The following is a 21,622-nucleotide window of genomic DNA, read 5'->3' as shown; positions in this document are numbered from 1 at the left end:
TCATCATTTTCAATACTTTTACATGGTAGTATTTCCCGAAGTTTTAGCTGTAAGCTAACACTGGATCCAGATAAGTTGGTGATGGGGATGCTTATCGTTTTCAAGCAGGGTGATTTGGTGTTATCTCGGTAGGCAGGAATTAGAGAAAGCAGCTACTAATCTAGTTTTCATTGCTAGAAGGTGGTGGGCGGGACGTGTTTTATTATGAGGTGAGGTTCTCTGAATACAACAAGCCCGCCTCTTAAATCGATAAGGGCGGGTTGTCATTATTTCGTATTGGAGTCACCGGGGACTTCCTCATGCTCCAAAGCGTACTCGAAATCATCAATATCGTATATTGGAATCGGAATTTCATTCGTAATGAGACGATCCACATATTCGAACTGGTCAGTGAGCAGCGGAGCCTGTTCGCGCATCGCCGTAAGGATGAGCTCTGTTTCAACAGGGTCGAACGTTTCGCCATAGCGGGCATTGTCCATCGCATTGACAATAATGCAGGAGACGTTGTCCTGTAAAATAAGCGGCGGGCTATGGCGCCATGGGGCCGTCAGAGCTCGCTCAATCTTTTTCTTATTGAGCTCGTTCTCGAAGTAGGCAATAAGCTCCTCGATTTGCTGCTTGGCATATATGTCTTCCTCTGGATCAGGCATAACCTGATCGCCTTCTAGTCGCATTTCGTAAAGCTCTAGAATCGTTGTGTAAGGGATAATATATTCGACTGGACGCTTTGGCACGGACAGTTGACCATAGACCGCCAGCATGACTGCTTCAATTACAAATTGGCGAGGCTTCATCGTCGTACCCCAACCTCCTTCATCTATGGTGTAAGTGACAGACATGCAGCCTGTACATATCCATAATACCACCTTGCCCGAACACACAAAAGAGTAAACGGTACAATTTGTAAACATTTGATTATATAAAAGAAGCCAAACCCTTGAAATATCAAGGATTCGGCCATATTTTCTTCACCAGGACATTACCTAATTGTACATGCTGGATCTGTTCAATTTTCAGCACCGAGAAGGTTGCAAGAACTCGAAGCGTATGCATTCGAAGCGAGTTTTGCAGAGCAAAACTTGCAAGGAGCGGAGTGCAGGCTAACTACATGAGCACTACAATGCTTCCGTCAGGAAACATACATCGAAAGCATACGCTGTTGAGAGTGAATGCAAGATTCGATGTCGAGTCACTCCTCTGCAGATTCTTCGTGATCAGAATTGAACTTACTAATAGGTGCGGGCTTCGAAATAATGCCACAGCGCCTTCAAATCCCGGTGGGCAGGATAAGCGGACAACTGCTCTGTTATTTCCCAAGCCTGCTTCATGAACGCATGGCTCATCTGAAGAGCTTCCTCCAGCGAGCCGCTGCGATGAATAAGCTCTATCGCTTCATTGAACGCTTCATCAGGCGAATCTGCCTTCAGTTTGTGCAGCTTGGCTGCGAACGACGCGTCACGCATTGCCAGAATGACTGGAAGCGTTGCGTGTCCGTTCCGCAGATCAACACCAGAAGGCTTGCCGAGTGATTCAGAGGATTGCGTGAAGTCAAGAATATCATCCCTTACTTGAAACGCCATCCCAAGCTGATCGCCGAAGGCGTACAACTGATCGACTACCTCCTCATCTGCACCGGCTGCTTTCGCACCAAGCTGCAGGCAGGTAGCCATCAAGAGCGCAGTTTTGTTGCGCGTCTTCTCCCAGTATGCATCAAGCGAGAGGTCGAAGTTGAATTTCAATTCCATCTGCTGATATTCACCGAGACATAGCTGCGTTGTTGTGATGGACGCTAGATCATGCGCGTACGGCTCATGATCCTTGCCGCTTGACGTCATCAGCTCGATAACGCGACACATAATGTAATTTCCAATATGAACCGCGTTATAGATGCCTGTCTTGCAATGCAGCGCCGGTTCACCGCGGCGGGTGTCAGACTGATCCAGGATGTCGTCATGAATAAGCGATGCCATGTGAATGAGCTCAGCGGCAGAGGCTAGACGATACACATCCTCTGATTCAGCATCGGTGCCGAAGCGGCTACCGACAATCGTCATCATTGGCCTCAGGCGCTTGCCTCCTGCACGGATGAGATCCAAGACGCTCTTGGCGACAATGGATCGGGAGGGGACATCCGGATCGTGCAGAATAATACGTTCCAAATCCCGATTAATTCGCCGAAGGGAGATGTTAAGCTGATCGCTCAGCGTACCGTTAAATGATGCCATAAGAAGCCACCTGCTTATAATGGGCTGCCACGAAGCGGCCCATTCGCTGATGCAGCATCATATCTGAAGCAGCACCCTCAACACGGCGAATCTGGATGCGCTTATTCGTTGTTGCCAGCTCAATAATGAGCTGAGTCATTCCATGGCGAACGGCGAATTGATAGTACAGGCTGAGCAGGAAATCACCGTCTAGCACAGCCTTGCCTGCAAGCTGTTCTTCCTCTGGCACATGCTGATGGGTGCGCAATGCTTGACGCAGGAGCCAGTAGCAGCCGAGCAGAACCTGGCGTTCATGCTGCTCCATCTCGTAGGCATTCAGCATGCGAGCCATGTCGAGCAGCCAATATTCATCCGTTTCAGCCGTCAATTGAATGCCGGTGATCGGCGGTAGATGCTGAGTCAGAAGGTTACTTGTTTGATTCAAGAGTTGCCGATTCATGGGAACCCCCCGTTTCCCTCAGAAATAAGGAAAGTAATGTGACACGAAGTACACATTACTTTTCCAGTACAACATACCATCTATTCTCGTTGAGCTATTAATCCGTATACAGGTACCAACGTTTCACGAACGGAACCTTCTTCCAGATGCGCTTCAGGCGTGGATACAGGTAGTAGTCCAGACCGAACGTGCTGCCGGAACCGCCGATAAGCGCGATGCCGCCGAAGAAGTACCAGAACATTTCATAAGGAGCCATACCGGACGTGTAAATCATAACGCCCATCGCAACAGTTGCGATCGAAGCAATCGCTGTGAACAAGCCCAGGATCAACATAATACCGAAGATAACCTCGGCAGCAACCATACAGCCTTGGAAAATGTACGCCATAGCCGTATATCCGCCGTCATGCGTATAGAACATCAAATCCATCGACCAGTCTACAATGCCTTTGATGAAATCAGGCACTGGAATAGCCTTGATTGCCGTGCTTGCACCTTCAACAGCAGAAGCTGCTGTTTGTGCATCAACCGTTGTATGAACTGCATCAACGGCTTGAGAAGCTGCTGTTACACCATCCATTGCCTTAGGCGGGATGAGGAACATCTGCGAAGGATCCTTCAGTAATTTCGAGGCCTTTTCCCAGCCTTGGGTTAACCACATGACACCGATATAGATCCGCAGTGGTACGAGCCAGAAATTCGGGGAACGCTTGGCAAAATGTCCACCGACGAAGCTGCGGCGATTCTTCACATGGAAGAACTCGTGCATCATGTAAGACCAGATTTTATGGAAGCCTAGTACTTGCAAGAAGTACACAATATTAATCATATGCTTAAAGAACATGGCCATGAAGCCAGTGAAGTGGAACATTTTCTTCGGTGTACCGATTGCGGCTACCCCGTAACGTCCACCGATACATACCATCGTACCGTGGAATGTAGGCTTGTACGACTTATGTGTGCCATTCTTCAAGTCAGCAACGATATTATGTGCGATAAGACCAGCCGAGTGCTCGGCGTTCTCAACCATTTGTGGAACAGGACGCTCTTCGCCTTCTGGAATATAGAAGATGTTGTCGCCGACAACATACACATTTTTGTGGTCAACGGACTGCAACTTGTCATTTGTCAAAATGCGCTTGCGTCCTTGCTGCTGTACATCGAGGTTGCCTACGAGATCGGAACCTTCGACACCGGCAGTCCAGATAACAGTGTTTGATTTAATTTCATTATCGCCAAGGATAACGGAATTTGGAGTAACGCCGGAAATCTTCGCGCCTGTTATAATTTCCACTTTCATTTTGCGGAGGTACTTGTCCGCTTTATCAATGAGCTTTTGCGGCAGGATTGGCAGGATCTTCGGAGCCATATCCGCTACGACGAGGCGAACCTCAGATTCGTCCACATGGAACTCATGGCACAACTCTTCGCGATATTCAGCCAATTCGCCGACCATTTCGACACCAGTGAAGCCGGCGCCAACGACGACGAATGTGAGCATTTGCTTACGCAGCTCAGGATCTGTGACCTTCGTCCCGTCCATGAACATTTGGCGAATTTGCTGCTTCAACTTAACTGCATCCTCGAACGACCAGAGGGAGAAGGAATTCTCTTCTGCACCTTCGATACCGAAGAAGGATGGCTTACAACCTGTACCGATAACAAGGTGGTCGTAATTGTAGGATTTCTTTCTGCCTTGCAGCTTCTGGCCATTGAAATCGATGTTCTCGATCTCATCCAGTACAACGTCCACTTTCAGACCCGCAAAGATTTGCTTCAGGTCCATTTTGATTGCTTCTTCTTCGACACGGCATGCTGCAACCTCATGCAGCTCCGTCATCATCGTATGGAAAGGTTTACGGTCGATGAGCGTAATGCGAATGTCTTTGTCCTTCTTCAGACGCTTCGCCAGCTTTTTCGCTGTCAGTACGCCGCCATAACCGCCGCCCAATACAACGATCTCTTTCATGGTTTCACCCCGTTGTAATGCTTATTTGTCAATATTTAAAAATTGAACTATCCAATGCGAACAAGGGAGCTCCGCGAATAAAAAAGCGAGTATCTTGCTTTCCTACTGCGGAGCTTCCGAGTTATATCTATATTAATCAAGGAAGGAGTAAACTTATCTTACTTTGCTTTAGCCAAAGCTTCTTGAGCCAGTTGCACGAAGCTTCCAACGTGGATAGATACGCCGGATACAGCGTCTGTTTTGCCTTCGTTGTTCACAGCGATTGCAGCTGGATCTTGCTTAGCGATAAGTTCTTGCTCCATTTTTTCAGCTTGCTCGTGCCATTCGGAAGAAGCACCGCCAGCTTTCATACCGTATTTGCCGTCTTTAGATTGCTTTTTCTTTGTATCTCCGCCGTCTTTATGAACGCCATCCCAGTTTACAGCAGTGATTTTGCCGTCTTTAACTGTGATGTCCATTGTTTCTTTCCAACCGGATTTCTCATCGAATTCAGGAGATTCTGCATGATAGTCGCCGTCTTTCAATGTTACTTGAGCTGCGTCTTTATTAGCTTCTGTTGATGTGTTTGTTTCAGGCTGCTTTGCAGCTTCTTCTTTCTTATCTCCACAACCGGCCAACATACCTACAACCAATACTGCGGACAGTAACAGTACAAGTTTCTTTTTCATAAAGAGTCCCCACCTTTTCTTTAGTTCAAAATTACTTTGTGAAAATTATAACTAACGGATTTACAATGTCATTTTAACATTAACTCCCTCTATGTGAATGTGATAAATGTCACACTCAATGGATAAATCTTTAACTAAGGGAATCCTTGCCATGATCATTTTACATCCTGCTCATCGATAAAGCAGTGAGGTATGACAATATATTCCCTCCGTATTGTCCACAATATACGAAGGGAAGGTTGAAAACCTTTTCATACTGGATGTGAAGGAATTGCTTCCACTTAATATAGGGGACAAATAAAGTCAAAACTCACCATGCATCCACTGTGTGTTTCCTATTGGCATGAACCGCCTCTGTATGATAAAGTTATGGCTTGCGCGTATGCGCCGCGGTTCGTAACCATCCCGCGTAATCAAAACTAGGAGGAATTTCATAATTTATGTTCAACTTTACTTGGGGCATTTTGTTCATCCTCGCGAACTTTGCCTTTTTCCTAATTTGTTATCGTGCATTCGGCAAGTCGGGGCTCTATGCTTGGATTGGTGTAATGACAGTTATCGCCAATATTCAAGTCGGCAAAACAATAGAGATGTTCGGTGTTGTGATGACACTGGGCAATACAGCGAATGCAACACTGTTTATGACGTCGGATTTGCTAAACGAGAAGTTCGGTCGCAAGGAAGCGAAGCGTGCAGTATGGTTTGGATTTTTCACCTTAATTATGACGACAATCATTATGCAGATGGCTCTTCGCTTTACGCCAGAGGCGTCTGATATGGCAAATACGGCACAAGCGTCGCTGTCAACTATATTTGATTTCATGCCGCGTCTTGTTGTGGCAAGTTTAACGGCCTATTTCGTTAGTCAGTTCCTTGATGTGAAACTGTTCAGCATGGTGAAGGAGCGCTATCCGAAGGCAGGTCAGCTGTGGATTCGAAGCAACGGGAGCACCGGCATCAGCCAAATGGCGGATTCGCTCGTATTTTGTACGATTGCATTTGCCGGCATTGTTCCTTGGGATGTCTGGTTCCAAATTTTTATTACCACTTATGTAATTAAACTTATTATCTCGGTGTTGTCGACACCAATTCTATATTGGGCAAGAAGCTTCCCGGTTCGTGATGATCTACCGCGGGAGCAAGTGCAATAAGCGAAACGAGACAACTGGTTTTAATTTTCTATCCGTATAGAAGAAAAGGAAAGGCAGAAGCTTCCCTAAACCTAAGCCCAGCACCAAAGACGGCGCTGGGTTACTTGCCTATAACGACACAGGAACAAATGAAAGAGGTTCTAAAATTGGAATATTGTACCTTGTTTCACATGGAACTTTTTTCGACAAGTTTCATGTGGGTGTACGAATTTAATGCTAATGTAGGTTCTTTGGTTGTTATGTTATGCATCATTTTGTGGGTATACTCACATTGGAATTTTGCTCTTTCTCTGATCATTGTTACTGGACTTTCTGGTAGATGAGGTCTATAATTACCCATGTAAATGATAGCTTCGATAACTGCATATGCACGCTAGGGGTGCTGGAATACGGCCGGCTGAGATTGTATCCCATTAAGATACCGACCCTTACACCTGATCTGGGTAATGCCAGCGTAGGAAAGACGTTGAACCGCGTCATTATTGTTATATAAAGGTTATTGCTTATTCGCCAGCTTCGCATGAATGTGCGTTGCTTCGGACAGCATTGTCATGATGCTGCACATATGGATGAATATCGCCATACCTGTGACGCGGACATCGTATGATGCACATTTTCGCATATACGCGCAGAACGGCACACATAGCGTCCCAGATGGGGCGCTTTTTTTTGTGGATCTGAATCGTGTTGCAGGACGGCGGGACGGGAACTTGCTCATCCATACATATACGATCGAGCGGATCGTCCAACTGGTGAATGCGGCAGGCGTTATCGAAGCATCTTATGATTTCATACCGACTCTCTACTAGAGCGGGGCAAGAGAAGGGGGATTCATCATATGCAACGCACACGCTTGGAACGAGGATTGATGCTGGCGCTCATCATTATGATGACGTTTGCGCTTACTGCTTGCGGCGGCAAAGGACAAGAAGCGGGACAAGGAGACCAGACATCGGGAAATCCAGCACAAGAGCAAGGAACGAATCAGAATAAGGCGAAGGAAAAACGCGATGTGAAGATCGTGCTCGACTGGACGCCGAATACGAATCATACAGGGTTATATGTAGCTAAGGAGAAAGGCTTCTATGAGGAAGAAGGGCTGAATGTCGAGATTTTGCAGCCAAGCACAGGCGCATCTGATGCGATGATTGCATCGGGAGAAGCGCAATTTGGAGTTAGTGTTCAGGAAGGCATTACGATGGCTCGACAACAAAATGTTCCGATCGTGTCGATTGGAGCGATCATTCAACATAATACATCCGGATTTGCTGCGCCGAAGAGCAAGAACATCAAGTCGCCGAAAGGCTTTGAAGGGAAGACTTATGGCGGTTGGGGCTCTCCAGTCGAAGAAATGATTATTCACACAATTATGGAGAAGGATGGCGGCGACTACAGCAAGCTGAAGAGTGTCAATATGGGTAACGCCGATTACTTTACAGCTGTGAAGAAGGATATCGACTTCGCATGGATTTTCTATGCATGGACAGGTATTGAAGCAGAGCTCCGCGGTGAGCCAATCGATATGCTGTATGTGAATCAATACGCGAAGGAATTAGACTATTACACGCCTGTTCTATCCACAAGCGAGAAGCTAAGTAAGGAAGATCCTGAATTGGTTAAGGCATTTATGCGAGCAACGTCCAAAGGCTACCAATTTGCAATCGACAATCCAGAGGATGCGGCGAATCTGCTGCTTAAGGCTGTGCCGGATTTGAACAAAGATCTGGTTATTGCCAGCCAGAAATGGCTGAGTCCGAAGTATAAGGACGATGCGCCTCGATGGGGTGAGCAGAAGCGCGAAGTATGGGCGAATTACATGAATTGGCTCGTAGAGAACAAATTAATGGATAAGAGCATCGATGTCGACAAGGCATTTACGAATGACTTCTTGCCTGCTTCATAAGCACAACGTTACGAAGAAATCGGCAAGGGGCGCGCAGGCGCCCTTTTGCTGTATATGAATTTCTATGTATCCGATGGTGATATGCAATCGAGGAGGAGAATCGAGATGGCGAATAGCTTAGTGAGCATTCAGATCGTTCCAAAGACGAAAAATGGGGAAGACGTAATTCCTTATGTGGATCGCGCAATCGAAGTGATTCAAGCATCAGGCGTGAAGTATCAAGTAAATCCACTAGAAACTACGATGGAAGGCGAGCTTAGCGAGCTATTCCGCATTATTGAGGATATGAACAAGGCGATGATAGAGATGGGAAGCAACAATGTATTGTCCCAAATCAAAATTGTGTATAAGCCTTCCGGCATTACGATGGACGAATTGACGGTGAAATACCGGCCATGAGTAGGAGTCGACTTACGAAGATAGGGCCTCCGCTTATAGCCTTTGTTCTCTTTCTTGCGATATGGCAGGTCGGAGTCATGGTATCGGGCATTGAGAAGTGGATGCTGCCCAGCCCGCTTGATATTTTTCAGGAGGCAATCAGCAATGGGGGCGGGCTGCTTATGCATACGTGGGCGACCGTTCAGTTGACCCTAATTGGATTCTGCGTCGGAACAGCAGTCGGGCTGCTGCTCGCATGCGCGCTTCATCCGCTGCCATGGCTGAAGCGGGCCATTTATCCGCTGGTGATTGTCAGTCAGAACATCCCGACAATTGCGCTATTGCCATTGCTTATGATCTGGTTCGGTTTCGGTCTCATGCCGAAGATTGTAACGATCACGCTTGTTTGCTTTTTCCCGGTATGTGTGGCAACACTGGATGGTCTTGCGCAGACGGATCGTATGATGGTGAATTACATGCGCATGGCGGGCGCAAGCCGGGCCCAGCTGTTCTTGAAGCTGGAGCTCCCACATGCGCTGCCGTCGGTCTTCTCTGGTTTAAAGATCGCAGGCACGTATAGTGTCATGAGTGCGATTATCTCGGAGTGGTTGGGGACAGACAAGGGGATCGGCTATTACATGGTTCTGCAGAAAGCGGCATACCGTACAGATCGGATGTTCGTGGCGATAGCGGTTGTGATTCTGTTGAGCTTAGCCATGTTTGGCCTCGTGTGGGCAATGGAACGGCTGCTCATTCATTGGCGCCGCGACGATAAGCAGCGGTGAAGGGGGAGCATAATGATGATTACAAGGAATGAACAGCAGTCGTCTGATCGCATTCAAGGGGAGCGACTGGGTGAGCCTCTTCCAGAGCGGGAGCAAGCAGCGCTTGAATTGCGGGATGTTAGTATGTCTTTCGACGGTCGTGCCGGGAAGCTTCACGTGCTCGATCATATCTTCATCGATGTGCAGCCAGGTGAATTCGTCTCGATTATCGGCCCGTCTGGTTCAGGGAAGAGCACATTATTTCATCTCATTGGCGGACTGCTTCGCCCATCAGGAGGGGATATTCTTGTACATGGGCAGAACGTTGTCGGGCAGACAGGACATATTAGCTATATGCCGCAGCAACCTGCATTGTTTCCTTGGCGTACGGTAGAGGATAATGTCATTCTCGCTCCGGAAATTGCGGGCAGGTCGAAGAAGGAGTCTCGTGCGGAAGCGCGCCGCTGGCTGAGCAATGTGGGCTTGGCTGGTTATGAACGCTCATATCCTCACGAGCTGTCAGGCGGCATGCAGCAGCGTGTAGCCTTCCTGCGTGCGATGATGAGCCCGCATGAGCTGATGCTGCTCGATGAACCTTTCAGTGCATTGGATGCCTTAACGCGCAGTGATATGCAGCGCTGGCTGCTTGAACTCTGGGAGAGGAACCGCCGTTCAGTGCTGTTCATTACACACAGCATTGAGGAGGCCTTGCTGCTGTCGGATACGATATATGTATTATCCAATCGCCCGGCACGAGTACTGGAGCGGGTCAGAGTACCGTTCGCCCGGCCGCGGACGGAGGCACTTGCTTCTGAAGCCGAATTCGTGCACATGAAGCGGGAGTTGTCGGAACTGCTGCGCCGTGTACAGTCGGTGCCAATTACGAAGTAATGTATAGAGCTGTCCCTTCATGGGGGGCAGCTTTTTTGGTTCAGTCAGGATGTTTTCATAAGCTCAGTTATTAGATATAGCTGGAGTGGGCTGATTATTGCACAGATAGTGCAAGTCACACACATTGTCTGGAATGACCCGTTGTTCATTTTCTGGTGGAAAAAGTTATATGCAAGGCTTATAATTAAATCTCGTTAGACATGGATGACTGCATGTCTGTACCTATTTGTATAGAGATGATGGTTTGTCCTGAGGAGGAATGAAATCGAATGATTACGAAGGAAAGCAATCTGCGGATGGTCGTCGCCGGCCTGCTGCTCGGCATTTTGATGGCAGCGATGGACAATACGATTGTGGCAACGGCGATGCCGACGATTGTACGCGAGATGGGCGGCTTCAATTTTTACGTGTGGGTAACCTCTGCGTACATGGTTGCTACGATGGCGGGTATGCCAATTTTCGGAAAGCTGTCTGACATGTACGGCCGCAAGCGGTTCTATGTGTTCGGTCTGCTTGTCTTTTTGCTCGGCAGTGCGCTGTGCGGTACTGCAGACAGTATGATTCAGCTTGCAATTTATCGAGCGATTCAAGGGATTGGCGGCGGTGCTGTCATGCCGATCGCATTTACGATTATTTTTGATGTTTTCCCGCCTGAGAAACGGGGCAAGATGACAGGATTATTTGGTGCGGTCTTCGGCATATCAAGCGTGGCAGGGCCGCTGCTTGGCGCATACATTACTGACTACATCGGCTGGGAATGGGTATTCTACATCAACCTGCCGCTTGGTCTTATCTCCTTGTGGTTCATTATGCAATTCTATAAGGAAAAGGCTTCCACGAAGAAGCAGCGCATTGACTGGGGCGGAGCCATTACGCTCGTAGTGGCAGTAGTCAGCTTTATGTTCGCGCTGGAGCTTGGCGGCAAGGAGTACGCTTGGGATTCGGCAGTTATTTTAGGTCTATTTGCTACATTCCTTGTGTTCTTAATTGCCTTCCTGTTCATTGAAACGCGGGCGCAGGAACCGATTATTTCGTTCAGTTTATTCAAGCGCCGCTTATTTGCGGCAAGTCAGGGTGTCGGGTTTTTCTATGGGGTATCGTTCGTAATCGCTACGGTATATATCCCACTGTTCGTTCAATGGGTATATGGAGGTTCTGCCTCGGATAGCGGTCTCGTCTTGACGCCAATGATGGTTGGTTCTGTTGTCACCAGCTCCGCTGCTGGTATTTTGGTTGCAAAACGCAGCTACCGCAGCTTAATGATCGTGTCCGGTATTTTCTTTATCGGAGGGATGTTTGCATTAAGCACAATTTCAACAGATACCCCGCGGACGCTCCTTACGCTATACATGATCCTGACGGGGCTCGGTGTAGGTTTCTCCTTCTCTTTGCTTAGTATGTCATCCATGCACGGCATGGAATTCCATCAGCGTGGAGCAGCGAACTCAACCGCGTCCTTCTCGCGCTCACTGGGAATGACAATTGGCATTACGCTGTTCGGCACGATCCAATCGCATCTGTTCCAAAGCCGATTACAGGAGGTTATGCCCCCAGGCGGCGCGGCGATGGATGTGAAGCCGGAGACTCTGATGAGCGGCCAGATGGGCAATCTTCCGCCTGAAGTAGCGAAAGGGCTGACAACCGCACTCGCAGACTCGATCGCCGGGACGTTCCAATGGGCGCTCATTCCAGTTGTGTGTGCGCTGGTATGTATTGCGCTGATGGGCAATGCCCGAATGATCCGGGGAGGCCAAGGTCAAGGCGAACATTCGGATGATGCAGCGAGTCAACTAAAGGTCGGGGAAATGTAATTCGATAGTGATGAAACGGGATTTGCCGCAGGAGGTTCGTCTACGACGTTGCGCCTGCGGCATTTTTGGCAGATAAGGAGATGAGTGATATGAGACATGATGATATTCATGTTGTAGATGCACATATCCATGTTGACGGATACAAGCTCGACGCTGCTGCTGAGTTGGAGGAGGCATTGGCTGATCCATCCTTGGAGTACGTCATTGCGGTATCTATGAATCTTGCCTCGTGCCATCACACTGAGCAATGGGCGAAGCGTTATCCGAACAAGGTACTGCCGGCATACGGATTCCATCCCGAGCAAGCACTTCCGAGCGATGAGGAGCAGGAAGTGCTGCTGGCTTGGCTTGATGGTCATAAGGAGAGCATGGCTGCAATTGGCGAGGTTGGTCTGCCTTACTATATGCGGGAAGAGGCGTTAAAGCGGGGAGGTTCATTTGACCGTTCTCCCTACATAGAGCTGCTTGAACCATTTGTAAAGCGGGCTGCTGCGTGGGACATGCCGATTGTACTCCATGCGGTGTATGACGATGCGCCGATTGTAGTTGATCTGCTTGAACGCTATAGTGTGCGGCGGGCGCACTTCCATTGGTTCAAGGGAGATAACAAGACGATTGACCGCATGGCGGGCAACGGTTATTTTATTTCTTTCACGCCAGATATTTGCTACGAGGATGAGATTCGCGCATTGGCTAGACAATATCCGCCTGAACAGGCGATGACCGAAACCGACGGGCCGTGGCCGTTCGAGGGGCCTTATGACGGGCGGCGGACGTTGCCGACAATGGCTCGCGATGTTGCTTTAGAGTGGGCAGCGCTGCGGGGCATGGATGTGAGGGAAGCAGCGAAGTTGCTGCGAGAGAATGCGAAGCGTTGTTATGGGGTGTGAGGTTAGTATCCCTATACATGCAAAACAGGGATTGCTCCAGCCAGTCATCTGTCGATTCGGCTTAAAGCAATCCCTAACTTGAAACAGAAAGCTTGAAAACTGCATTTGCTGTGTATTATGGGCAACTGCTCTCCTTACAACACCATCGCGGCGATGAAGCCTGCAATGAGAAGCGGCACATTATAGTGCAGGAAGGTGGGTACACACGTATCCCAGATATGATCGTGCTTACCGTCTGCATTCAATCCAGCAGTCGGGCCGAGCGTGCTGTCCGAAGCGGGTGATCCGGCATCGCCCAGCGCACCGGCTGTTCCGATAAGTGCTACCGTGGCCAGCGGGCTGAACCCTAATCCAATGCACAACGGTACAAATACGGTGGCGATAATCGGAATGGTAGAGAACGATGAGCCGATGCCCAAGGTTACAAGCAGACCGATTGCCAGCATCAGAAGGGCAGCAATTGCCCGATTGTCGCCAACAGCTTCCACGGAAGCCTTCACAAGTGTCTCGATATGCCCTGTCTCGCGCAGAACGGCGCCGAAGCCAGAAGCTGACATCATGACGAAGCCGATATAGGCCATCGACCGCATGCCGTCAGTTAGTACTCGATCTGCTCGGCTCCACGGCACGACACGGGATATGAGGAGAATCACCAATCCCGATGCAGCCCCATAAATCATGGAGCCAGTGCTTAACTGGACAGCCAGCATAGCTGCAATGGCACCAAGTCCAGCCCATGTTGTGAAGCTTGTTCCGTTATTAGGTGATTCATTTTCTATATTTGGTGAATCCGGCGAATCCGTCGCGAATGTATCGTCGCTGCCAGCAGTTGTATATTCACGCGGCTTACGATAGCTGAATGCAATGGCAATGATGAGTCCTGCCACCATCCCGATCGCGGGGATGAACATGGCATGCGGCAGCATGGATGCATCAATGGGAAGACCGTTTTTCGTTATATTTCCTGCAACGACATCATGAAAGATTGCTCCAAAACCGACGGGAAGCAGCATATATGGCGTGATGAGACCGAAGGTAAGCGCGCATGCAACAGCCCGCCGATCGATTCGCAGCGAATCGAACAGAACGAGAAGCGGAGGAATCAGCACCGGAATGAAGGCGATGTGAACAGGTACGGCGTTTTGCGACATACAGGCGATAATAGCAATGGCGGCCAATACCAAATAGCGTACAGCGGCACGCGGATTTACGGAGCTGTCCTTGCCTCGTACTAAGATGACGGCACCGCGAACAAGCTTGTCAGGCAGTCCTGTCTCTGTCAAACCAGCGGCGAATGCACCTAGCAAGGCGTAGCTTAAGGCGATGCCGGCATTGTCCTTCAAGCCTTCCCCGAATACATCGAGCATATGTGCAATGCTTAGACCGCCAGTCAATCCGCCTACCACAGCAGCTGTCAGCATAGCAAGCACAACATGTACGCGGAGCATACTCAAACCGAATAATATTGCTAATGATAGTAATACTGCATTCATGATCTATGCCCACCTTCAATTCAACTTTGCGTTATTATGATAACTAATTAAAACATTACCACTTTACCATGGCAACGTACAATCATTTCCTATGCGTGAATGTGCATTTTTTTTGAACAAATTGTTTTACGAAAAGTCCATAAATATCCGTCTAGGAACCGATTGAGATCTTTTTTTAATTCACGTACACTAATGGAGTTCATGGTTAGATTAGAGAGAAAGAGCCCTGATTTATTTATTTTGGAGGGAGAGATGTAATATGACTGCCGTGCAATCTGAACATGCACAGTCAGAAGAGAGTAAGTCGGTATTTGGTCTATTCCGCAACCGCTTTGTACAAGCCATAATGGTTGCAGGTTTATTTATGCAAATTGGTGTATGGGTACGGAACTTTGCCGTTATTTTATTTGTGACCGAAATGACGAATCGGGATTCGTTTTCGATTTCAATGGTCTATGTTGCCGAATTTGCCCCTATCTTTATTTTCTCCTTTATCGGAGGAACTTTTGCAGATCGTTGGCGTCCGAAGCGAACCATGATATGGTGTGACTTCTTAAGTGCCCTATCTGTTTTCGTAGTTATGTGGACGATTGTATTAGGAGATTGGCACGCTGTATTTTTCACGACTTTCATTTCAGCTATTTTGTCTCAATTTTCCCAGCCTTCTACCATGAAGCTGTTCAAACAGCATGTTCCGGAGAGTATGATACAGGCAGGGATGTCGATTTTCCAGACGATGGTTGCTCTGTTTATGGTTATTGGGCCTATCGTAGGAACGTTGGTCTATCAAGAGTATGGAATAAAAACTTCTCTTGTAATTACAACGATAGCCTTTATTTTATCAGCGGTGTCTCTGATGTTTCTGCCTGCAGATCATCAGGAGAATAGACAACTAACGGAAACTAATGTGATGACGGAGTTAGCCGAAGGTTTCCGTTATGTGATAAAAAGTCGAATGTTGAAATGTCTTGGAGGCTGTTTTGCTTTTGCAGGATTGGCAATCGGGCTTATCCAGCCGATGGTGGTATTCCTAGTGACAGAACGATTAGGGCTGCCAGAAACTTATATGGGATATTTACTAATGGCGAATGGTGGAGCGATGCTTGTCGGTGGAGCACTTGCCATGGTGTTGTCTAAAAAACTTCTGCCCCAGCATATGTTGGCAATAGGTATGCTAATGAGTACTATCAGTATGGTAATAACTGGTTTTTCTACTCAGTTGTGGCTAACTTTTGTAGCTCAGATTATTAGTGGATTGTTCCTGCCATCTATTCAAATTGGGATTAATACCTTGATTTTGCAAAATACAGAGGGTGAGTTTATTGGTCGTGTCAACGGCATACTCAGTCCGATGTTCATGGGGGCTATGGTATTGACCATGTGTTTGTCTGGTCTAATTAAGAATATGACGTCCCTTACCTTTATGTATAATTCGGCGGCAGCGCTGTTCATTCTAGGTATTCTCGTTATGCTTCCAATCCTGATGAAGCGCAAGTCTTCTTCGAATGCTGATCTTCAACAGGGTACGGGGACAGAAGGTTAATGTTCCCCCAGGGGCGAGAGCATTTATACTGGATCTCTTTTTCGTCCTTGATCGGTATACAAGCGTCCTGCTTGTACAGATATAGTAGGAACAACTTAGGAACAACTGCTGCGGCCCATTGACATCGGGTGCGCCGCATGTTCATAATAAGGGATAATAGTTACCAGACAGGTTAACAATTGATGACGAGAACGAGTACGCTATGAAGCAGTCTTAAGAGAGTCGACGGGTGGTGCGAGTCGATGGCTGGCGTGGCCGAATATCCTCTCCGAGATTCCATGCTGAACCCAATCTGCGCAGTGTATAAACTTAACGTATGGCGCAAGTGCGAAATAAGCAAGGACGGCCATCCACCGTTATTCGGATTCGCGATAAATGAATGCGCGGCCAAGCGCTGCAGCAGCGTGCAATCGATACCTTCGAATGATGGTTCGGTGATGCCCAGTTGCAGAACAAGGGTGGTACCACGAGATCGAACTCGTCCCTTTCCAGGGATGAGTTTTTTTGTTTTTATAGGTTATTTAAAACCGATCACTTTTGATTACAAAGTGAAACAGGAACCGATCTTTTTGAACTTCCATTATCATGGTATACAAATGACGTATATTCGATCGAAAGCGAGGAACCGACAATGGAAACGACCCAAGCAGCACATGCAGTTACTATGGAACATATCGTTCGTGCACATCACGTGCTCAAAGAAGTCATCGTTCGGACACCGCTTCAGCGTGACCCGATATTGTCCGCTAAGTATGACTGCAACGTCTATTTGAAGCGTGAGGATTTGCAGATTGTCCGCTCATTCAAGATTCGCGGTGCCTACAACATGATTCGCCATCTGACAGATGAGGAGCTTGAGCGCGGCATCGTCTGCGCAAGTGCAGGCAACCACGCACAAGGCGTGGCCTATTCCTGCCAAACGCTACAAATTCAGGGTACGATCGTGATGCCGAGCACAACGCCAAGTCAGAAGGTATCCCAGGTGAAGCGATTCGGCGGATCGTACGTCAATGTTGTACTGACTGGGGATACGTATGATGATGCATATGAAGCAGCCATGAACATTTGTGAGGAGAAGGGAAGCACCTTCATCCATCCATTTGATGATCCTTATATCGTTGCGGGCAACGGGACAGTAGGCATGGAGATTATGGAGTCATTGAAAGGCGCGGCAGACTATGTATTCGTCACAATTGGCGGCGGTGGATTGGCGGCAGGCGTAAGCACTTATGTGAAGACCGTCAGCCCATCGACTCGCATTGTAGGCGTAGAGCCAGAAGGAGCCGCGTCGATGACGGCAGCGCTTGAACGTAAGGAAGTGCTCACGCTGGAGTCGATCGACAAGTTTGTCGATGGTGCGGCAGTGAAGCGCGTCGGTCAGCTTCCTTATGACATTTGCTCCAATTTACTGGATGATGTCATTCAGGTGCCAGAGGGCAAGGCATGTACAACGATTCTTCAATTGTATAATGAAAATGCAATTGTAGTCGAGCCTGCTGGTTCTCTCCCGATCGCGGCACTTGATTTGTATCGGGATCAGATTCGCGGCAAAACGATCGTATGTGTCATCAGCGGCGGCAATAATGATATTGATCGGATGCAGGAAATTAAAGAGCGTTCGCTCATTTATGAAGGCTTGAAATATTACTTCACAGTCAACTTCCCGCAGCGGGCAGGCGCCCTTCGGGAGTTCCTGCAAGACGTGCTGGGACCGAACGATGATATTACCCGATTCGAATATAATAAAAAGCATAACAAAGATAATGGATCTGCGCTTGTCGGTATTGAGCTGAAGTATAAGGAAGATTACGAGCCGCTTGTGGAAAGGATGAACAAAAGGGGCATCCAATACATTGAAGTGAACAAGGATAAGACGCTGTTCGATCTTCTGGTATAGAAGAAGCGTCTGGATCAGGGAATGTCGGCGGTTCATTGCGCACGTGCAGTACGTTGTAAGTGGACAATCGGTGTTGAACTCGCTTGACGATACGGGTATATTTATAAACAAAGTGTGTTAGGGCAAAGAAAGGTTGATGACTGGTGGACAATCCGAATCATAGTTCCAACTTTATCCGCAATATTATTGTGGATGATTTACAGGAAGGCCGCGTAGACAATATCGTTACACGCTTTCCGCCTGAGCCGAACGGCTATTTGCATATCGGACATGCGAAGTCGATATGCTTGAACTTTGAGCTTGCGCGTGAGTTCAAGGGTCGTGCGCATCTGCGATTCGATGATACGAACCCGCTAAAGGAAGATACGGAATACGTCGAGTCGATTAAAGAGGATGTAGAGTGGCTCGGCTTTAAGTGGGACGGACTCTATTTTGCATCCGACTACTTCGAAGAAATGTACAATCGTGCCGTATTACTGATTAAAAAAGGTCTGGCTTACGTTGACGACCTGTCCGCGGATCAAATCCGTGAGACGCGCGGAACGCTTACTGAGCCTGGACAAAACAGTCCTTATCGTGATCGCTCAATTGAGGAAAATCTGGACTTGTTTGCTCGTATGCGCAATGGCGAATTCAGCAACGGGGAAAAAGTACTTCGCGCCAAAATCGATATGGCATCACCGAACATTAACTTGCGTGATCCGGTCATTTATCGTATCGCTCATGCATCACATCACAATACAGGCGATGCATGGTGCATCTATCCGATGTACGCTTTCGCGCATCCGCTTGAGGATGCCATTGAGGGTGTAACGCATTCCATCTGCACAGTTGAGTTTGAAGATCAGCGTCCATTGTATGACTGGGTCGTTGAGCAAAGCGAGATGGAAAAAACACCGCATCAATATGAATTCGGGCGCCTGAATCTGACGAATACGGTCATGAGCAAGCGTAAGCTGAAGCTGCTCGTAGACGAGAATGTTGTGGACGGCTGGGACGATCCGCGCATGCCTACAGTATCCGGTCTTCGCCGTCGCGGGTTTACACCAGAGTCTATCCGTACGTTCTGCCGAGAGATTGGTGTAACGAAATCGAGCGGTGTGATTGATTTTAAATATTTGGAGCACTTCCTGCGTGAGGATTTGAAGCTGAAGGCGCCACGGACTATGGGTGTATTGAAGCCGCTGAAGGTCGTTATTACGAACTATCCGGAAGGACAAGTAGAATGGCTGGATGCAGAAGTAAATCCAGAGAATCCGGAAATGGGCGTTCGCCAAATTCCGTTCTCGCGTGAAATTTACATTGAGCAAGATGATTTCATGGAGAATCCGCCAAGCAAGTACTTCCGCCTGTTCCCAGGCAATGAGGTACGCTTGAAGCATGCTTACTTCATCAAGTGCAATGACTTCGTGAAGGACGAAAACGGAAATGTAGTGGAAATCCATTGCACGTACGATCCTGAAACGAAGAGCGGAAGCGGGTTTACAGGCCGCAAAGTAAAGGGAACGCTCCATTGGGTAGATGCTACACATGCTGTTCCTGCTGAGTTCCGCTTGTACGAGCCGCTTATTCTTGACGAGCAAGAGGATGAGGACGAATCCGCTACCTTCCTGGAGCGCATTAATCCGAACTCGCTTGTTGTAGAACAAGGCTTCATCGAACCGAATATGAAGGATGTGGAGCCGCATGACAAGTTCCAATTCTTCCGTCATGGCTACTTCAATGTTGATCCGAAGTATTCCGTTCCTGGTAAGCCGGTATTCAACTTAACTGTTTCGTTGAAGAGCTCGTTCGCATTGCCGAAGCAATAAGAAGAATCAGGAATGTTAATGTTCCTGTAAGCGCCGCATCTTGACGCGAGAAGGACACCTGATGCTGTGCCGATTGGACAGACGGCACATCGTGCAGGCGCGAAGATGAAGGAGGTCTTTCTATGAAAGGCAAAGTCATTTTACTGACATCAGATACAATTGGTGCTGCTGAGAATGGTCTCGGCGCCACAATTTTGGAAACCTTCCTGACGCTCGTTAAACAACAGGAAGAGCTTCCAGTAGCAGTTTTCTGCATGAATCGCGGCGTTCTCGCCTTGACTTCACAGTCATTGGCGTCCTTACAACTGGCTGAGATTGAGAAGCTTGGCGTGCCGGTGCTTGCCTGCAAAACTTGTGTCGATCATTATGGGATTGCTGATACTCTAACAACAGGGGAGATTTCCGGTATGGGTACGTTCGTTGAGCTTGCTGCCAAGCACGAGGTCTTGACTATCGGATAATCTATAGATGGATACCGACAGCTTATCTTAGCTGCATCGACCGGATTCTCTTCGGAGAGTCCGGTTTTTTGTCATCGGAGATGAGAATTAGTAAGTCAGATGCAGCGGTTCATCAGAATCAAGGAAAAAGGCAGAATCATGCACCACCATGATCCTGCCTTTTCGTTATGCCGTAACACCGGGCAAAGGTATGGAAATCCTTAAATATGGACTGCAGTAGATACCGACCCGGTAATGATTTCATCTGCGGTTACTTCACGCCCGAGTGAACTAGACATGTAGATGCCCTGACTTATCAGCATCGTATTCAACGCCAACTCCGCAGTAGGAAGCAAAGGTACAATGCCTTTCAATGCCGCGATCCAGTGTCCTTGGGAAGAGTCATACGCCCATTCATTTGGGTTAAGAAGGTGTCTGCGGTGGTTCATCGCATGCACATCCACCGCCGTATTGAAGTCCATATCCGACACGGTATTATGGAAGGTGAATGGATGCTGGGCCTGACTCGTATGGTATGGCATGCGCAGCCCGCCCTTCGAGCCTACAATGCTGCTGCCTTCAAAGCCGTCCAGATAGATCGCCCATGCTTCGATAATATCAAGGGTTAGCCCACCCTCGAACTTCACAAGGCCGACACCAAGCTCTTCTACGTCAAACTTGCTAATTTCTCGGCGCTCCTGTAGCATATCCATTTCTTGATAGGTTTGGCCGCTGATGCGGGTAACCTGCGGCATGCCTAACAAGTACAGAAGCTGGGTGATATGATAGACGCCCATATCGTATAAGGCACCGCCAGAAGCGATTGCCTTCTGGGTGAAGGCCGGTGTGCCGTACCCGTCGACATAAGGGCGTCCGCGGCGACGGAAGCCGGTTGAACGGGCGTGGTACAGCTTGCCGAGCTGCCCATCATCAATTAATGTTTTTGCGGCTTTTGTTTCCGCATTATACAGGGTAGCTAGTTGAATATGCAGCATGCGTCCAGTTGCCTTTGCGGCCTCGATCATAGCTGCTCCGTCGAAATAAGAGCCTGCTATCGGCTTTTCGCAATAGACATGCTTGCCTGCTTCCAATGCAGCAATGGTGATTGGTGCATGGAAGTTGTTGTGCAGGCATACATCGACGGCCTCGATATCGTCACGCTTCAGCAGCTCGCGGAAGTCCGTATATACGTGAGGGACTTGATATTGCTCGGCTACACGGCGTGCCTCAGCTTCATTGACATCGCACAGCGCAACAATTTCTGCACCGCCGACGCGGGCATATTCATCCAGATGATGCTTGCCAATCTGACCTACTCCAATGACGGCAATACGCTTTGATTCCATCGT

Annotated in this window: 19 protein-coding genes, 1 riboswitch and 1 other annotated feature; of the genes, 12 read left to right on the top strand and 7 right to left on the bottom strand. The window is 48.3% G+C overall.

Annotation, left to right across the window (positions count from 1 at the left end; all coding sequences use genetic code 11):
• Window positions 1–266: 266 nt before the first annotated feature.
• From NO352_RS20490 to NO352_RS20470, 5 genes are all read right to left on the bottom strand, one after another.
• The gene (locus NO352_RS20490; protein ID WP_005544977.1) at window positions 267–794 is read right to left on the bottom strand and encodes a hypothetical protein; all 528 of its coding nucleotides are present in this window, start codon (window positions 792–794) and stop codon (window positions 267–269) included.
• Between the two features lie 435 nt (window positions 795–1,229).
• Window positions 1,230–2,225 carry a polyprenyl synthetase family protein gene (locus NO352_RS20485; protein ID WP_268599066.1) on the bottom strand — a complete coding sequence of 332 codons (996 nt, stop codon included), beginning with the start codon at window positions 2,223–2,225 and terminating at the stop codon, window positions 1,230–1,232.
• On the bottom strand, window positions 2,212–2,664 hold the full coding sequence (locus NO352_RS20480; RefSeq protein ID WP_005544974.1) for a hypothetical protein: 453 nt from the start codon (window positions 2,662–2,664) through the stop codon (window positions 2,212–2,214). Before NO352_RS20480 ends, NO352_RS20485 begins: the two co-directional genes overlap by 14 nt.
• 97 nt (window positions 2,665–2,761) lie before the next feature.
• Window positions 2,762–4,633, bottom strand: coding sequence for an FAD-dependent oxidoreductase (locus NO352_RS20475; protein ID WP_005544972.1), 1,872 nt, complete (start codon window positions 4,631–4,633; stop codon window positions 2,762–2,764).
• 158 nt (window positions 4,634–4,791) lie between these two features.
• Entirely contained in the window at window positions 4,792–5,301 is a 510-nt protein-coding gene (locus NO352_RS20470; RefSeq protein ID WP_005544970.1) for an FMN-binding protein, read from the bottom strand.
• A gap of 440 nt (window positions 5,302–5,741) precedes the next feature.
• Between NO352_RS20470 and NO352_RS20465 the strand changes: the two genes are divergently transcribed.
• The 8 genes from NO352_RS20465 (at window position 5,742) to NO352_RS20430 (ending at window position 13,089) form a co-directional block, all read left to right on the top strand.
• Window positions 5,742–6,452, top strand: coding sequence for a queuosine precursor transporter (locus NO352_RS20465; protein ID WP_005544966.1), 711 nt, complete (start codon window positions 5,742–5,744; stop codon window positions 6,450–6,452).
• A gap of 365 nt (window positions 6,453–6,817) precedes the next feature.
• A riboswitch (TPP riboswitch) is annotated at window positions 6,818–6,931 on the top strand.
• 72 nt (window positions 6,932–7,003) lie between these two features.
• Window positions 7,004–7,261: a hypothetical protein gene (locus tag NO352_RS20460; protein WP_262866491.1), complete on the top strand. Its 258-nt coding sequence runs from the start codon at window positions 7,004–7,006 to the stop codon at window positions 7,259–7,261.
• A gap of 29 nt (window positions 7,262–7,290) precedes the next feature.
• Window positions 7,291–8,355, top strand: coding sequence for an ABC transporter substrate-binding protein (locus NO352_RS20455; protein WP_289356656.1), 1,065 nt, complete (start codon window positions 7,291–7,293; stop codon window positions 8,353–8,355).
• 105 nt (window positions 8,356–8,460) lie between these two features.
• Complete coding sequence (locus NO352_RS20450) at window positions 8,461–8,754, top strand: thiamine-binding protein (RefSeq protein WP_005544963.1); 294 nt, start codon at window positions 8,461–8,463, stop codon at window positions 8,752–8,754.
• On the top strand, window positions 8,751–9,518 hold the full coding sequence (locus tag NO352_RS20445) for an ABC transporter permease (RefSeq protein ID WP_005544962.1): 768 nt from the start codon (window positions 8,751–8,753) through the stop codon (window positions 9,516–9,518). The genes NO352_RS20450 and NO352_RS20445 overlap by 4 nt, the downstream gene beginning before the upstream one ends.
• 15 nt (window positions 9,519–9,533) lie before the next feature.
• Window positions 9,534–10,388: an ABC transporter ATP-binding protein gene (locus NO352_RS20440; protein WP_005544959.1), complete on the top strand. Its 855-nt coding sequence runs from the start codon at window positions 9,534–9,536 to the stop codon at window positions 10,386–10,388.
• Window positions 10,389–10,657: 269 nt separating this feature from the next.
• Complete coding sequence (locus NO352_RS20435; RefSeq protein WP_289356655.1) at window positions 10,658–12,199, top strand: MDR family MFS transporter; 1,542 nt, start codon at window positions 10,658–10,660, stop codon at window positions 12,197–12,199.
• 89 nt (window positions 12,200–12,288) lie between these two features.
• Window positions 12,289–13,089: a TatD family hydrolase gene (locus NO352_RS20430; protein ID WP_005544955.1), complete on the top strand. Its 801-nt coding sequence runs from the start codon at window positions 12,289–12,291 to the stop codon at window positions 13,087–13,089.
• Between the two features lie 134 nt (window positions 13,090–13,223).
• Here the strand turns inward: NO352_RS20430 and NO352_RS20425 are convergent, their stop codons facing one another.
• Window positions 13,224–14,582, bottom strand: a complete 1,359-nt coding sequence (locus NO352_RS20425) for a Na+/H+ antiporter family protein (protein WP_005544953.1) — start codon at window positions 14,580–14,582, stop codon at window positions 13,224–13,226.
• Window positions 14,583–14,841: 259 nt separating this feature from the next.
• On the opposite strand from NO352_RS20425, the gene NO352_RS20420 reads away from it, so the two are divergent.
• The 4 genes from NO352_RS20420 to NO352_RS20405 all read left to right on the top strand — a co-directional run bounded on the left by NO352_RS20420 (window position 14,842) and on the right by NO352_RS20405 (window position 20,294).
• Window positions 14,842–16,125 (top strand): MFS transporter, encoded by a 1,284-nt coding sequence (locus tag NO352_RS20420; protein ID WP_289356654.1) that lies wholly within the window; start codon window positions 14,842–14,844, stop codon window positions 16,123–16,125.
• Between the two features lie 173 nt (window positions 16,126–16,298).
• Window positions 16,299–16,614, top strand: a binding site (T-box leader).
• A 142-nt stretch (window positions 16,615–16,756) separates the two neighbouring features.
• Window positions 16,757–18,022 carry a threonine ammonia-lyase IlvA gene (ilvA, locus tag NO352_RS20415; protein WP_005544949.1) on the top strand — a complete coding sequence of 422 codons (1,266 nt, stop codon included), beginning with the start codon at window positions 16,757–16,759 and terminating at the stop codon, window positions 18,020–18,022.
• Window positions 18,023–18,165: 143 nt separating this feature from the next.
• The gene (locus tag NO352_RS20410; RefSeq protein WP_289356653.1) at window positions 18,166–19,833 is read left to right on the top strand and encodes a glutamine--tRNA ligase/YqeY domain fusion protein; all 1,668 of its coding nucleotides are present in this window, start codon (window positions 18,166–18,168) and stop codon (window positions 19,831–19,833) included.
• Window positions 19,834–19,955: 122 nt separating this feature from the next.
• Complete coding sequence (locus NO352_RS20405) at window positions 19,956–20,294, top strand: DsrE family protein (RefSeq protein ID WP_005544944.1); 339 nt, start codon at window positions 19,956–19,958, stop codon at window positions 20,292–20,294.
• 200 nt (window positions 20,295–20,494) lie between these two features.
• Here the strand turns inward: NO352_RS20405 and NO352_RS20400 are convergent, their stop codons facing one another.
• Window positions 20,495–21,619, bottom strand: a complete 1,125-nt coding sequence (locus tag NO352_RS20400) for a Gfo/Idh/MocA family protein (RefSeq protein WP_289356652.1) — start codon at window positions 21,617–21,619, stop codon at window positions 20,495–20,497.
• Window positions 21,620–21,622: the final 3 nt, after the last annotated feature.

This window comes from Paenibacillus sp. S-12 (assembly GCF_030363895.1).
Taxonomy (GTDB): Bacteria; Bacillota; Bacilli; order Paenibacillales; family Paenibacillaceae; genus Paenibacillus_B; species Paenibacillus_B alvei.
This window is presented reverse-complemented; position numbering and strand designations above follow the sequence as displayed.